This window comes from Roseomonas sp. AR75 (genome assembly GCF_005222815.1).
Classification (GTDB): domain Bacteria; phylum Pseudomonadota; class Alphaproteobacteria; order Acetobacterales; family Acetobacteraceae; genus Falsiroseomonas.
Genome location: NZ_STGB01000004.1, coordinates 840,829 through 854,450, shown reverse-complemented (window position 1 = coordinate 854,450; position 13,622 = coordinate 840,829). Strand labels below are relative to the sequence as shown.

Sequence of the window (13,622 nt, the reverse complement as noted above, 5' to 3'; positions counted from 1 at the left end):
TAGGGGGCGGGCTCAGACCGCCCCGCGCAGCGCCGCCGCGATGGCGGCGCCCAGCGCCTGCTGGCTGAACGGCTTCGACAGCGTGGCGAGGTCGGAAGGCGCGCCGGCCGGCAACTCGCCATAGCCCGTGGCAAGGATCACCGGCAGCGCCGGCCAGCGCCGCCTGATCTCGGCGGCGAGCGCGATGCCGGTCATGCCGGGCATGCCATAGTCGGCCAGCACCAGGTCCACCTGCTGGCCCTCCAGCTTCGTCAGGGCTGCCGGGCCGGAATCAGCCTCCACCACCGCATGGCCGATGTCCTCCAGCATCGCGGCGGTGCTGGCCAGCACCAGCCGGTCGTCATCCACCAGCAGCACCCGACGGCGCGGCACAGCGGCGGCGCCGGCCTCCGCCAACGGGGCCGCAACACGCGCTTCGCCCTCGGCGCGCGGCAGCCACAGCTCGGCCACGGTGCCGGCGCCCTCGACGCTCATCAGCACGAGCCGTCCGCCCGATTGCTCCGCCAGCCCATGCACCATGGACAGGCCGAGCCCGGTGCCCTTCCCGACACCCTTCGTGGTGAAGAACGGCTCCGTCGCGCGGGCGAGGGTCGCCTCATCCATACCCACGCCCTGGTCCGACACGACCAGCACGACACGGCCCTCACCGGCGTCGCTCGCGTCGGGCCGCGCGGTGATACCGATCGGCCCGCCCGAGGGCATCGCGTCGCGCGCATTCAGCACGAGGTTGAGCAGCGCAAGCTCGAGCTGGCTGCGATCCACCAGTGCCGGCGGCAGGTCCGGCGGCAGCGTGACCTCCAGCCGGTGGCCCGGCCCGATGGAGCGTTCCAGCAGGTCCCCCATGCCGCCCAGCAGATCGACGAAGGCAACGGGCTCCGGCCGCAGGGTCTGGCGGCGGCCGAAGGCGAGAAGACGCTGCGTCAGCGCCGCCCCGCGCTCGGCGCCCTGCACGGCGTTCTCGATCAGCCGACGCGCCCGCGCGTCCTCCTCCGGCACGCGTTTGCGCAGCAGGGAGAGGCTGCCCAGCACGACCATCAGCAGATTGTTGAAGTCATGCGCGATGCCGCCGGTGAGCTGGCCGAGTGCCTCCAGCTTCTGGGCGTGATGCAGGCTGTCGGCGGTGGCGCGGTGCTCTGCGATCTCCCGCCGCAGCTTCTCGTTCGCGGCGTCGAGTTCCGCTTCCCGCCGGCGCAGATCCAGCCGCAGCCGCGCCTGCTCCTTCCAGTGCAGGTTGGACTGGGCGCTGACCAGCGCGAGCGTCGCCAGGTAGAGCAGGATCATCGCCGCGCCGACCAGCCCGCGGTCACCGCCATCGCGTGCGAAGAGCGCCGCGATCGGCAGGCCGGCGGGCAGGATGAAGGACAGGGCCGTCGGCAGATGCGCGAAATGCAGCGCCGCGGCGCCGGTGCACATGCCGCCGACCACGAAGACCCAGAACAGCCGATCGCCGGGTGCGTCCGGCCAGAGCAGCACCGCCCCGCCGCCCCAGAGCAGCCCCGCCGCCGCGGCGCTGAGGACGCTCGCCAGCGCCCAGCGCCGCCGTGCCCGTCCTTCCGGAGTCGCCCGCCGCCAGGCCTGCCAGACCAGCAGGCGCAGAAGACCGAAGGCGACGACGCCGCCGACCCAGGTGACCGCCCCCGGGGCAGGCCCTGCGGCGCGCATCAGCACCGCCAGCAGCACGGCATTGACGATGGTGACGCCGACCGCCAGCGGCACCTGGCCGTAGACCTCCGCGACCTGGGCTGTGCGGATGTCTGGGTCAGTGGGGTGGGCGGTGCCGGTCGCCATCAGCCGGGCGCCACCGATGGCAAGCGCTTGCCGGCGCCGAGGGGGAGGCTCGAGATCGCAACCTCTGCGAGATGCGGCACGTTGGGCGCCACGCTACACCGCTGCGGTGACAACCGATACGGCAGCGTCGCGAGGGATGCTGCAGGAGAGGCAGCCTTGTCGGACCCATTCGATCTGGACCGCTTCGTCGCCGCGCAGGCGCCGGTGATGGCGACGGTCACCCGCGAACTGGCCGAGGGACGCAAGCGCACCCATTGGATGTGGTTCGTCTTCCCGCAGCTTCGCGGTCTGGGCCACAGCCCCATGGCGCAGCGCTACGGCATCGCCTCCCGCGCCGAGGCCGAGGCCTATCTGCGGCATCCCGTCCTGGGGCCGCGCCTGATCGACTGTACGGGGCTGGTGAACCGGGTGGAGCGACGCAGCCTGCGCGATATCCTCGGCAGCCCCGACGACATGAAGTTCCACGCCTGCGCCACGCTGTTCAACGCCGTGGCGCCGGACGAGCCCGCCTTCGCCGCCGCCCTCGCCCGCTGGTTCGCGGGCGAGCGGCATGCCCCGACGGTGGAGCGACTGGGTTAGGCGGCGACCTTCCGTGCCGCGCGGATCGCCTGCGCCAGGCCGCTGACCTGCGCCAGCACCCTGGGCGCCGTCTCCGCCGTGGCACGGCCTTCGGCGTCCAGCGTGGCGGCGAGCGTGTCCACGAGCGCCGTTCCGACCACAGCGCCATCCGCGGTGCGCGCGGCGATCGCCGCCTGCTCGGGCGAGCGGATGCCGAAGCCGATCGCGACAGGCAGGTCGGTGTGGCGCTTCAGCGCGGCGATGGCGGGCGCGAGCGAGGCATAGTCCGCGCTGCGCGTGCCGGTGATGCCGGTGATCGAGACGTAGTAGATGAAGCCCGTGGTCGCGCCGAGCACCTTGGGCAGCCGCGCCTCGTCGGTCGTCGGGGCGATCAGCCGGATCAGGTCGAGCCCGTTCGCGCGCGCATGCGGCTCGACTTCGTCGGCCTCCTCGGGCGGGACGTCCACGATGATCAGGCCGTCGACCCCGGCTTCGGCCGCGGCCTTGCAGAAGGCTTCGACGCCATAGGTCAGGATCGGGTTGTAGTAGCCCATCAGCACGATGGGCGTGTCCTGCTCGGTTGCGCGCAGCTCGCGCACCAGGTCGAGGATGCCGGGCACGGTGGCGCCGGCCTTCAGCCCGCGCTGACCGGCCTTCTGGATCGATGGACCGTCGGCCATCGGATCGGTGAAGGGCACGCCGATCTCGATCACGTCGGCGCCGGCCGCGGGCAGGCCCTGCAGGATCGTCAGCGAGGTCGCGCGGTCCGGGTCGAAGCCGGTGAGGAAGGTGACCAGCGCGCCGCGGCCCTCGGCCTTCAGCGCGGCGAAGCGGGTAGCGATCCGGCTCATGTCAGATGGTCTCGCCCAGGTGCCGCGCCACGGTGAAGATGTCCTTGTCGCCGCGGCCGCAGAGATTCATCAGGATGATCGAATCGCGCGGCATCTCCGGCGCCATCTTCAGCACATGCGCCAGCGCATGCGCCGGCTCCAGCGCGGGGATGATGCCTTCCTGGCGGGAGCAGAGCTGGAACGCCGCCAGGGCCTCGTCATCCGTCGCCGCGACGTATTGCACGCGGCCGATCTCATGCAGCCAGGAATGCTCGGGACCGACGCCGGGATAGTCCAGCCCGGCGCTGATCGAATGCGCCTCGGTGATCTGCCCGTCGCCATCCTGCAGCAGGTAGGTGCGGTTGCCGTGCAGCACGCCCGGCCGCCCGCGCGACAGCGCCGCCGCATGCTCCGGCGTATCCAGCCCGCGCCCGGCGGCCTCGACGCCGACCATCGCGACGTCCTTGTGGTCGAGGAAGGGGAAGAACAGGCCCATCGCGTTGGACCCGCCGCCCACCGCCGCAACGAGCACATCCGGCAGCCTGCCTTCGGCGGCGCGCATCTGCTCCTTCGCCTCCTCGCCGATCACGGACTGGAAGTCGCGCACCATCTGCGGATAGGGGTGCGGCCCGGCCACGGTGCCGATGCAGTAGTAGGTGTCATGGACATTCGCGACCCAGTCGCGCAGGCCCTCGTTCATCGCGTCCTTCAGCGTCGCCGCGCCGGAGGTGACGGGGCGCACCTCCGCCCCCAGAAGCTTCATGCGGAAGACGTTCGGCTGCTGCCGCTCCACATCGGTCGCGCCCATGTAGACCACGCAGGGCAGGTCCATCAGCGCGCAGGCGGTGGCGGTGGCGACGCCGTGCTGGCCGGCGCCGGTCTCCGCGATGATCCGCGTCTTGCCCATCTTCTTCGCCAGCAGGATCTGGCCGAGCACCGCGTTGATCTTGTGCGCGCCAGTGTGGTTCAGCTCGTCGCGCTTGAAATAGACCTTCGCACCCTTCCCCGGCAGCGCGTCCTTGCGCAGATGCGCGGTCAGGCGCTCGGCGAACCAGAGCGGGCTGGGGCGGCCGACGTAATGCGTCAGCAGGCGGCGCCATTCATCCTGGAAGGCGCGGTCCTTCTTGGCGGCCTCATAGGCCTTCTCGACCTCGAGGATCAGCGGCATCAGCGTCTCGGCCACGAAGCGGCCGCCGAAATCACCGAAGCGGCCACGCGTATCGGGACCCTGGCGCAGGGAATTGGGGAGGGGCTTGTTCACCGGGCGTCGTCCTCGTTCGGCCCCGGTCTTACAGAAGGATGCGCCGCGGTGAAATCACCCCTGTGCCGCGGGCTCGGCGGGGCCGCCCGTGCCGGCGGGGATGGTCCACCAGGCCGGCGGCCCGCCCTGCTCCCCCGGGACCAGGCGATCCAGCGGCAGCCAGGCCTCCCAGCGCAGACCCGCGCTGTCCCAGACGGTCTCGATCCGCCCGCCAAGCTGGCGCGTGACGGTGGCGGTGATCAAAGCGGAGCCGAAGCCCTGCCCTTCCGCCGACGCATCCTGCTGCGCCCCGCCCTCCTCCCGCCAGGCGAGGTGCAGCGTCGCCGTGTCGGACAAGTCCCAGGCCACGGCCACACGCCCCCCCGCCTTGGCCAGCGCCCCATGGCGGGCGGCGTTGCTCGCCAGCTCGTGCAGGGTCATGGACAGCGCCTGTACGGCAGCGGACCCGAGCATCAGCTCGGGGCCGTCGAACTGCACGGTGACCGCCGGGGATCCCGGCCCAAGGAAGGGCGCGAGCGCGTCCTCCGCAACGTCCCGCAGCGTGGCGCCGGCCCATCGGTTGCGCGCGAGGAGCGTGTGCAGCCGGGCCAGCGCATTGACCCGCCCCTCCACCGCGCGCGCGAAGGTCGTGGCGTTGCCGCGCGGGGTCAGCCGAAGCGCCGCCTGCACCACGGCCAGCGTGTTCTTGGCCCGGTGGTCCAGCTCATGCACCAGGACCTCCTGGCGCTCCTCGGCCTGCTTGCGGTCGGTGATGTCCTGGGTGGTGCCGATCAGCCGGGTCGGCAGGCCGGTCAGCGGATCCCTTCCCACCGCGCGGCCATGGCTCTCCACCCAGATCCACTGCCCGTCCGGGCGCTGGAACCGGTATTCCAGGCGATAGGTCTCCGCCTCCCCGAGCCGCAGCGCATCCACCGCCTCCGCCAGGCGCTTGCGATCCGCCGGATGCACGCGGTCGCGCCAGGACGGGTAGGTGTCCGTCCGCGCCTCTGGCCCGAAGCCGAAGATCGCGAGGGCGCGGGGCGTCCGCCGCGCCTTGCCGCTGGCGAGGTCCACCTCCCAGGCGCCGAGCTGCGCCGCCTCCAGCGCCAGGCGAAGCCGTTCCTCGCTGTCGCGCAGCGCCGCCTCGGCGCTCTTCAGCGCGGTGACGTCAACATGCGCGCCCACCATGCGGATCGCGCGGCCCTGCGGGTCGCGCTCGATCTCGCCGCGGGCATAGATCCAGCGGACGCCGCCCTGAGGCCCCAGGATTCGGTATTCCTGCTCGTAGTCGCTGCCGGCACCGTCTGCCACGGCGGCGAAGAAGGCCCGTTCGGCGCGTTCGCGGTCTTCCGGGTGCAGGCGGCGCACCCAGTCCTGGTGCGTCTCCTCCGGCCCCGAGGCGCCGTGGATGCCGACATACTCGGCCGAGCGGAGCGAGCGCAGGCGGTGTCCCGGGCGAAGATCCACCTCGAAGCCGCCGACGCGGCCGATCCTCTGTACGCGCCGCAGCGCCGCTTCGGCCGCCGTGATGGCCGCGCGCAGGCGCTCGAATTCCTGGGTCGTGGCAGGGACCGGCGGCGGCAGGGCACGGCCCCGACCCGGCTCCTCCGCCACCTCGCCTGCCCAGGCCGCGAGCGATTCCACCGGGCGCAGCAACCGCCGGCTGAGCGCTGCGGCGCTGGCCATGCCGATCACCAGCGCGAGCAGCCCGCCGCCGGCCAGCGCCAGCATCGGGCCGCGCCTTGCCTCCTGGAAGGACGCCTCGGGCTCGTTCACCCAGGCGTGCCAGCCCGGCGCGGTCGCGAGGCTGTGATAGGCGGTGCGGATCCGGCTGCCATCCGGCAGGCTGCGGCCGCGCAGCACGCCGCTGTCGCCCGGAAGCGGCTCGCTGCGCTGCGGCCGACGCTGGCCGATGACCTGATCCTGGTCGCGCGAACGGGCGACGAAGACGCCGTTGCTGTCCGTCAGCGCGGCCGCGCCGCGCCCCGCCGCGGCCTGGCCGGCCAGGATGCGCGCAAGGCGCTCCGGCAGCAGCGGCATGCCCAGGACGTGCCGGATGACGCCCTCATGCCGCACCGGCACGAAGATGTAGGCGGCAAGGCGGCGCGAGACCCGCCCGACCGCGACCCCGGTGACCACGGGACGGCCAGTGGCAAAGGCCTGCTCGATGGCGACGCCGCCGCCCCCGGGTCCCGATGCACCGCCATGTCCGGGCAGCGGCGCCCCCGGCGGCCGCTGGGTGTTCAGCACCTGGCCGCCGCCGCGCGTGTACACGGCGACCCAGCCGCCGAAGATCGCGGCGGTGGTCGCGGCACGGGCGCGGAAGGCGTCGGGATCCGCAAGCGGGTCCTCCGCCGGCGCGGCGGCCAGGACCTCCAGCGCGGCGATCTGCCCGGCGATCTGCGAATCCACCGCCGCGGCGAGCGCCCGCGCGGTGTCGAGCAGCCTGGCCTCGGCCGCCGCATCCTGTCGGCGCAGCGCAGCCCAGGACGCGGCGGCGGCGAAGGCCATCGCCGGCAACAGCACCGCGAGCACCAGCGCGATCAGGTAGCTGCGCAGGCGCGGCAGCGGGTGCGCGCCGCCCGGCGGCGGCGGCAGCACACCCTCCCGTCGCGTGGCTTCCGGCGTCCCCTCCGCGATACTCAATGTCGTTCGGCCCGCCGATTCCGAGGCACCACCGGCGGAATGTCGGCGGTCGCGCTGCGTCACTGACTGTATAGGAAGTGTGCGTCCATCGTTCCGCACGTGACGACTGCGTGACCGGTACACCGGCCATGCGTGCAATGCGCCGCGCTATGCCACCTCACCGCGTGCCGCCGCGACAAAGGCCGCGATGCGTGCCGGATCCTTGACGCCGCGCGCGCGCTCGACGCCGGAGGAGACATCCACGCCCGGCGCGCCGGCGATGCGGACTGCCTCGGTGACATTCTCCGGCGTCAGCCCGCCCGCCAGCAGCCACGGGCGCGGCACCGCGGCGCCGGTCAGCAGCGACCAGTCGAAGGGTGCGGCATTGCCGCCGGGCAGCGTCGCACCGGGGGGCGCCTTCGCGTCCAGCAGGAAGCGATCCACCGCAGGGGCGTAGTCGGCCAGCAGGGCGAGATCGGCGCGAGACGCGATGCCCAGCGCCTTCATTACCGGCAGTCCGAAGCGCGCCTTGACGGCCGCGCAACGCGCTGGCGTCTCCTCACCATGCAACTGGATCAGGTCCAATGGCAGCGCCGCGAGCACCGCCGCAATGGCCTCATCCGTCGGATCCACGAAGAGGCCGACCTTCGCCGGGCCCTCCATTGCCAGCGCGGCTGCCTCGGCCGGCGTCACCGCGCGCGGCGACGGCGGGAAGAACACGAAGCCCACGAAATCCGCGCCCGCCGCGACCGCCGCCCGCATCGCCGCGGGATCGTTGATGCCGCAGATCTTGACCGCGGTGGTCACGCGCGAAGCGCGGCGCCGATCGACGCCGCGGCCGCGCCGGGATCGGCGGCCTTCGTGATCGGTCGCCCCACCACGATGAAGTCCGCGCCGGCTTCCGCCATCTCCTCCGGCGTCGCGACGCGGGCCTGGTCGTCGGCGGCGCTGCCGGCGGGGCGAACCCCCGGCACCACCAGCACCGGCGCCTCGCCCAGCGCATCGCGCAGCGGTGCGACCTCGCGCGGGCTGCAGACCAGCCCATCCGCGCCGGCTTCCATCGCCAGCCGGCCGAGCCGCAGCACCTGCTGCACCGGACCGCCGGAGATGCCGGTCTCGGCGAGCGTCGCCGCGTCGATGCTGGTCAGCACCGTCACGGCGAGCAGCCGGATGCGGTCGGCCCCGCCGGCCTTCTCGGCCGCCTCCCGCGCCGCGGCGATCATCTGCGGGCCGCCGGCGGCATGGATGGTCAGCCAGGCCGGGCGCAGCGGCGTCAGCGCGCGCACCGCTCCGGCGACGGTGTTGGGGATGTCATGCAGCTTGAGGTCGAGGAAGACCGGCGCATGGCGCCCGATCGCACGAACCGCCGCGCCGCCTTCGGCCGAGAACAGCTCCAGCCCGACCTTCAGCAGGGCGGCATGCGGCGCCGTGGCGCGCGCCCAGGCCTCTGCCGTCGCAAGGTCCGGCGCGTCGAGCGCGACGCAGAGGCCGCACCGAAGGGCCGCGCTCATCGGCGTGCGGGCGCGGGAAGCATGGCCGAGGCCGGCACCAGCGACGCTTCCGGCACCCGTCCCATCGCGGCGTCGCGCCGCACCTGCTCGTCCCGCGCGTGGTAGGCGGCGAGTTCCGCCTCCATCAGCTTCGCGGCCTGTTCCAGCCGCGCTGCCCGGCGCCGCGCCGGCAGCGCCGCGCTCCAGGCCACCAGCGCGCCGACCAGGAAGGCGACCGCTGCGATCAGCAGCGTCGCCATGCCGAAGGTGGAGACCGCGATCACGTCGAAGGGCCAGAGCCGGATCTGCACCTCTTGCTGGTTCGACAGCGCGAAGAGCGCGAGCAGGATGACCAGCGGCACGAACAGCACCCAGCGCATGACATTCCTCCGGGCGGAAAGGGGCAGGCAAAGGCTGCCCCCCCTCTACGCCGGGCCGGGGCGATCGGGAAGCGTCAGCCGACCGGCGTGGGGGTGCGGGGCTTGCGCGCGGGGGTCTGCAGCGGGCCGCCATTGACGCGCTCGCGCAGCTCCTTGCCCGGCTTGAAGTAGGGCACCGACTTCGCGGACACCTCCACCGCCGATCCGGTGCGCGGGTTGCGCCCGGTGCGCGGATCGCGCCGCTTGATGGAGAAGGCGCCAAATCCGCGCAGCTCCACGCGATCACCGCGGGCCAGCGCCTCGGTGATCTCGTCGAAGATCGTGGATACGATCAGCTCGACATCGGGTTGCCGCAGATGCGGGTTGGATGCCGCGAGCTGGGCGATCAGTTCCGATCGCGTCATCGGTGAAGGCGAGCCTCTTCCCCTACCGGAAGGCAGGCTGCCAAAGCGCGCGCACGCGGTCAACGACAAGCCATTCCGCAATCGTCGCGCGGATCGCCTCGCCGAGCACGGCACCGAAGGTGCGTTCGGCGAATCCGCGCGTCTCGATGTCGCGCACCGGCAACGAAGCGGGAACCGCGCGCGTCTCCGCAAGCCAGGCGCGCGCCTCCGCCTCGCCGCCGATCGCATCGACCAGGCCGAGACCGACGGCTTCCCGCCCGGTGAAGATGCGGCCATCGGCAAGCTCCCGAACGCGTTCGACCGGCATGTGGCGGCCTGCCACCACCTTGGCGACGAACTGGTCGTGCAGGTCGCGCACCACCCGCTGCAACTGATCGCGCCCTTCCTCGGTCAGCGGGCGGAACGGGCTGGGCTGCGCCTTGAAGGGGCCGGACGCGATGGTCTCGGCGCGCACGCCAAGCTGGTTCATCAGCTCCGAAACATCGAAGGATTGCAGCAGCACGCCGATCGAACCGGTGACCGTGGCCTCGCGCGCGAAGATCCGCTGCGCGGGCAGCGCGGCCATGTAGCCGGCGGACGCGGCGGTGCCGCTCATCACGGCGACGACCGGCTTGCGCTCGGCGATTCGGGCGAGATTGGCGTAGAGCGCCTCCCCGCCGGCGACGCTGCCGCCGGGGCTGTCGATGGCGACGATCACGGCACGTACCGACTCGTCGCGACGCGTGCGCTCCAGTGCCTCGGCCAGGCGGCGATCGTCGCCGATGAAGCCGTCCACCTTGAGCCGTGCGACATGCGCGCCTCCGGGCAGCAGGCCCGTGGGATCGTGCCGCAGCGCCACGACGAGGGCGATGAGCCCCGCGACGGCCAGCACGGCGAAGCCGCGCCAGAGCGCGAGCCGCCGCTTCAGCCGGCGGCGGTCGTAGAGGAGGTCTGCATCGAGCGGCATGGCGCGGATATGCCCTTCCGGCCGCTTGCGGCCAAGCGCCTGACGCGGCGCAAATGAGAAGCCCCGGGCAGCGCTGCTGCCCGGGGCTCGGCAAGTTTGTTGACGGGCCGCGTGACGCGGCCCGTCGGGATCACTCGTCCCCGCCCTGATTCCGGCGGCGGATCGCGGCGCCCAGGATGTCGCCGAGCGAGGCGCCGGAGTCGGACGACCCGTACTCCTGCATCGCCTGGCGCTCTTCCTCGACTTCCTTGCCCTTGATGGTCAGGGCCAGGCGGCGGCCGGCGCGGTCCACGGCGGTGACCTTCGCATCCACCTTCTCGCCCACGGCGAAGCGCTCGGGGCGCTGGTCCTGGCGGTCGCGGGCGAGCTCGGCGCGACGGATGAAGCCCGTCAGCACGTCGTCCACCTTCACCTCGATGCCATTGGCCTCGACCTTGGTCACGATGCAGGTCACGACCTCGCCCTTGCGGATGCGGTCGAGAACCTCGGCGGCCGGGTCGGCCTGGAGCTGCTTGATGCCGAGGGAGATGCGCTCCTTCTCGACATCGACGTCCAGCACCTTGGCCTTGACCATGTCGCCCTTCTTGTAGGCCTGCATGGCGACCTCGCCGGGCTCGTCCCAGCTGAGGTCGGACATGTGCACCATGCCGTCGAGATCCGGGCCGAGGCCGATGAACAGGCCGAACTCGGTGATGTTGCGGATCTCGCCCTCGATGACGGCGCCGGGCGGGTTCTGCTCGGCGAAGACATCCCAGGGATTGCCCACGGCCTGCTTGAGGCCGAGGGAGATGCGGCGCTTGGGCCCATCGACGTCGAGGATGACGACGTCCACTTCCTGGCTGGTCGCGACGATCTTGCCGGGATGCACGTTCTTCTTCGTCCAGGACATCTCGCTGACATGCACGAGGCCCTCGACGCCCGGCTCCAGCTCCACGAAGGCGCCGTAATCGGTGATGTTCGTGACGCGGCCGGAGAACTTGCCGCCGACCGGATACTTGGTCGCGACATTCTCCCACGGGTCGGCCATCAGCTGCTTCATGCCGAGGCTGATGCGCTGCGTCTCGGGGTTGAAGCGGATGACCTGCACCTTGACCTGCTGGCCGATGGTCAGCGCCTCGCTCGGGTGGTTGATCCGGCGCCAGGCGATGTCCGTCACGTGCAGCAGGCCGTCCACGCCTCCGAGGTCCACGAAGGCGCCGTAGTCGGTGATGTTCTTCACCACGCCGTCGAGCACCATGCCTTCCTTCAGGCCCTGGACGAGTTCGGCGCGCTGCTCGGCGCGGGTCTCTTCCAGCACGGCGCGGCGGCTGACGACGATGTTGCCGCGGGCGCGGTCCATCTTGAGGATCTGGAAGGGCTGCGGGCTGCCCATCAGCGGCGTCACGTCGCGGACGGGGCGGATGTCCACCTGGCTGCCCGGCAGGAACGCGACCGCGCCGCCGAGATCCACGGTGAAGCCGCCCTTGACGCGGCCGAAGATCACGCCGTTCACGCGCTGCTGCGCGGTGAAGGACTTCTCGAGGTTGGTCCACGCCTCTTCCCGGCGGGCCTTCTCGCGGCTGAGGACGATGGAGCCGTCGCGGTCCTCATAGCGCTCGACGAAGAGCTCGATCACGTCGCCGGGCTTGACGTCCGGCTTGGCGCCCTGGGGCGCGAATTCCTTGAGGGGGACGCGGCCCTCGCTCTTGAGGCCGACATCCACGACCGCGAAGTCGTCATCCACGCGGATGACCTTGCCGGTGATGACCGAACCGGCGAAGCCGGTGTTGTCGCCGAGCGTGGCGTCGAGGAGGGCGGCGAAATCCTCTTCCGCGCCAAAGCTGGCAGCTTCGCGGGCGAGGGTGGTGGCACTTGCCATGCGGTGGGTGGTTCCTGGGTCAGGCCCGGTCTGGGCCAAGGGGTATGCGCCCCCGCGGGCCTCGCCCACGGGCACGACCTGACCGCATCGGTCCCCTGTGGATCCGGGCGGCCCTTCGTCTGAAGGCGGGGTGACGGTCCGCCGGTACCGGCCCCCGAGGATGGCGACCGCGACACGGGCGGCGACGAAGCCGTCGCCCGGATCGCTCCCCCGTCGCCTGCGCAGGAGCACCGCGATGCCCTGCGGCACGCGGTTCGGGGGCGCGGTTACGCCCGAAAGCTTAACGGAGTCAAGCGGAATCGGGCCGCAACGTGGCGCAAGCGGCTCCCGGCTGGCGCTGTTCCTTGCCCAGGAGGCATGCTGCACCGCCCGAACCGGAGTGCCGCCGATGTCCGCCAGCCGCCTGGTGCCGCCGCTCGACCAGCCCTTCATCGCCTCGGCCGAGGCCGAGACCACCCGCATCACGGAGGTGGAGGGCCGCCCGCTGCCCGGGCCGGTGCTGCTGCGCCTGCTGGCGGCGACGCCCAGCATGGTGCTGGTGGAGACCACCTTCGCCGCCGGCGGCGGCTCCCGCCCGCATTCCCATGCCGATCATGACAGCATCGTCTATGTGGTGCGCGGCCGCATGCGCGTGACCATCGGGGAGCAAAGCTGGGAGGCCGGCCCGGGCGACGCGTTCCAGCACCGGCCCGGCGTCGTGCACCACATGGAGGCGCTGGAGGAGACGGTGACGGTGGAGGTGAAGTCGCCGCCCATCCGGACCTGGTAGGCGCGCTCAGCCCGCCGCCCAGCGCGGGAAGGGGTCCGGCAGCTTCGCCCAGGCCTTCGGCCCGCCGCGCATCTCGGCCTCGGTCAGCAGGCAGGCGTCGAAGCGACGGCGCAGCCGGGGCTCGTCCATGCCGATCCCGATGACGACGATCGCCTGGCGGCGGTCGCCGAAGGGTTCCTCCCAGTTCGCCAGGACGGTGCGGCGCCATTCCGGGTCCTGCGGCCAGCGCGATTCCGGCTGCGCGGCCCACCAGAAGCCCGCCGCCTCATGCCGGCCCACGCTGCCGGCAAGCTGCCAGGATCCGGCCCAGGGCAGCCGCGTGGCGAGCCAGAAGAAGCCCTTGGCCCGCACCACGCCGGGGCAGTTCGCTCTCGATCAGCGTCTTGAAGCGCGCCGGATGCAGCGGGCGACGCGCGCGCCAGACGAAGCTGCCGATGCCGAACGCCTCGCTCTCCGGAAGGTGCTGGCCGGAAAGCGCCTGCGCCCAGCCTGCCGCCTGGCTGGCCTGCGCGAAATCGAATCGCCCGGTGCCGAGCACACGGCAGGGGATCGCGCCCAGCAGCCGGGAAGGCTTCGAGCGTCAGGCCCGGCATGCTGGGCGGGGGGCGAGGATGCTGCGCATGTGCGATGTTATGTGATAACATAACTTCAGATGCAAGGCGATGCAGCGGCGCTGGGCCACCATCTTGTCGCGCCGACCTGGTTTACGTTATGTTATATGATAACAGTCAATC

At 72.1% G+C, this 13,622-nt stretch carries 13 protein-coding genes; 2 read left to right on the top strand and 11 right to left on the bottom strand.

What is annotated here, in order from left to right:
* Positions 1-12: 12 nt before the first annotated feature.
* Positions 13-1,788, bottom strand: coding sequence for an ATP-binding protein (locus E4T13_RS18145; RefSeq protein ID WP_240791185.1), 1,776 nt, complete (start codon positions 1,786-1,788; stop codon positions 13-15).
* Positions 1,789-1,944: 156 nt separating this feature from the next.
* Here E4T13_RS18145 and E4T13_RS30585 point away from each other — a divergent pair, with 156 nt between their 5' ends.
* Positions 1,945-2,367 carry a DUF1810 domain-containing protein gene (locus E4T13_RS30585; protein WP_137179684.1) on the top strand — a complete coding sequence of 141 codons (423 nt, stop codon included), beginning with the start codon at positions 1,945-1,947 and terminating at the stop codon, positions 2,365-2,367.
* On the opposite strand, the gene trpA is transcribed toward E4T13_RS30585, so the two are convergent.
* The 9 genes from trpA to rpsA all read right to left on the bottom strand — a co-directional run bounded on the left by trpA (position 2,364) and on the right by rpsA (position 12,119).
* Positions 2,364-3,197: a tryptophan synthase subunit alpha gene (gene trpA / locus E4T13_RS18135; RefSeq protein ID WP_137179683.1), complete on the bottom strand. Its 834-nt coding sequence runs from the start codon at positions 3,195-3,197 to the stop codon at positions 2,364-2,366. The genes E4T13_RS30585 and trpA overlap by 4 nt on opposite strands.
* A 1-nt stretch (position 3,198) precedes the next feature.
* A complete protein-coding gene (gene trpB, locus E4T13_RS18130; RefSeq protein WP_137179682.1) occupies positions 3,199-4,437 on the bottom strand; it encodes a tryptophan synthase subunit beta in 1,239 nt (412 codons plus the stop codon).
* Positions 4,438-4,491: 54 nt separating this feature from the next.
* On the bottom strand, positions 4,492-7,062 hold the full coding sequence (locus tag E4T13_RS18125; RefSeq protein ID WP_137179681.1) for a sensor histidine kinase: 2,571 nt from the start codon (positions 7,060-7,062) through the stop codon (positions 4,492-4,494).
* A 147-nt stretch (positions 7,063-7,209) separates the two neighbouring features.
* The gene (locus E4T13_RS18120; RefSeq protein WP_137179680.1) at positions 7,210-7,848 is read right to left on the bottom strand and encodes a phosphoribosylanthranilate isomerase; all 639 of its coding nucleotides are present in this window, start codon (positions 7,846-7,848) and stop codon (positions 7,210-7,212) included.
* A complete protein-coding gene (pyrF, locus tag E4T13_RS18115; protein WP_137179679.1) occupies positions 7,845-8,552 on the bottom strand; it encodes an orotidine-5'-phosphate decarboxylase in 708 nt (235 codons plus the stop codon). The genes E4T13_RS18120 and pyrF overlap by 4 nt, the downstream gene beginning before the upstream one ends.
* The gene (locus E4T13_RS18110; protein ID WP_137179678.1) at positions 8,549-8,911 is read right to left on the bottom strand and encodes a lipopolysaccharide assembly protein LapA domain-containing protein; all 363 of its coding nucleotides are present in this window, start codon (positions 8,909-8,911) and stop codon (positions 8,549-8,551) included. Before E4T13_RS18110 ends, pyrF begins: the two co-directional genes overlap by 4 nt.
* Positions 8,912-8,985: 74 nt before the next feature.
* Positions 8,986-9,315, bottom strand: a complete 330-nt coding sequence (gene ihfB, locus E4T13_RS18105) for an integration host factor subunit beta (protein WP_137179677.1) — start codon at positions 9,313-9,315, stop codon at positions 8,986-8,988.
* Between the two features lie 22 nt (positions 9,316-9,337).
* The gene (gene sppA / locus E4T13_RS18100; RefSeq protein ID WP_137179676.1) at positions 9,338-10,261 is read right to left on the bottom strand and encodes a signal peptide peptidase SppA; all 924 of its coding nucleotides are present in this window, start codon (positions 10,259-10,261) and stop codon (positions 9,338-9,340) included.
* A gap of 130 nt (positions 10,262-10,391) precedes the next feature.
* Positions 10,392-12,119 carry a 30S ribosomal protein S1 gene (rpsA, locus tag E4T13_RS18095; protein WP_137179675.1) on the bottom strand — a complete coding sequence of 576 codons (1,728 nt, stop codon included), beginning with the start codon at positions 12,117-12,119 and terminating at the stop codon, positions 10,392-10,394.
* Between the two features lie 388 nt (positions 12,120-12,507).
* On the opposite strand from rpsA, the gene E4T13_RS29950 reads away from it, so the two are divergent.
* The gene (locus tag E4T13_RS29950; protein WP_170985062.1) at positions 12,508-12,888 is read left to right on the top strand and encodes a cupin domain-containing protein; all 381 of its coding nucleotides are present in this window, start codon (positions 12,508-12,510) and stop codon (positions 12,886-12,888) included.
* 6 nt (positions 12,889-12,894) lie between these two features.
* Here the strand turns inward: E4T13_RS29950 and E4T13_RS30580 are convergent, their stop codons facing one another.
* A complete protein-coding gene (locus E4T13_RS30580; RefSeq protein ID WP_240791184.1) occupies positions 12,895-13,242 on the bottom strand; it encodes a GTP-binding protein in 348 nt (115 codons plus the stop codon).
* Positions 13,243-13,622: the final 380 nt, after the last annotated feature.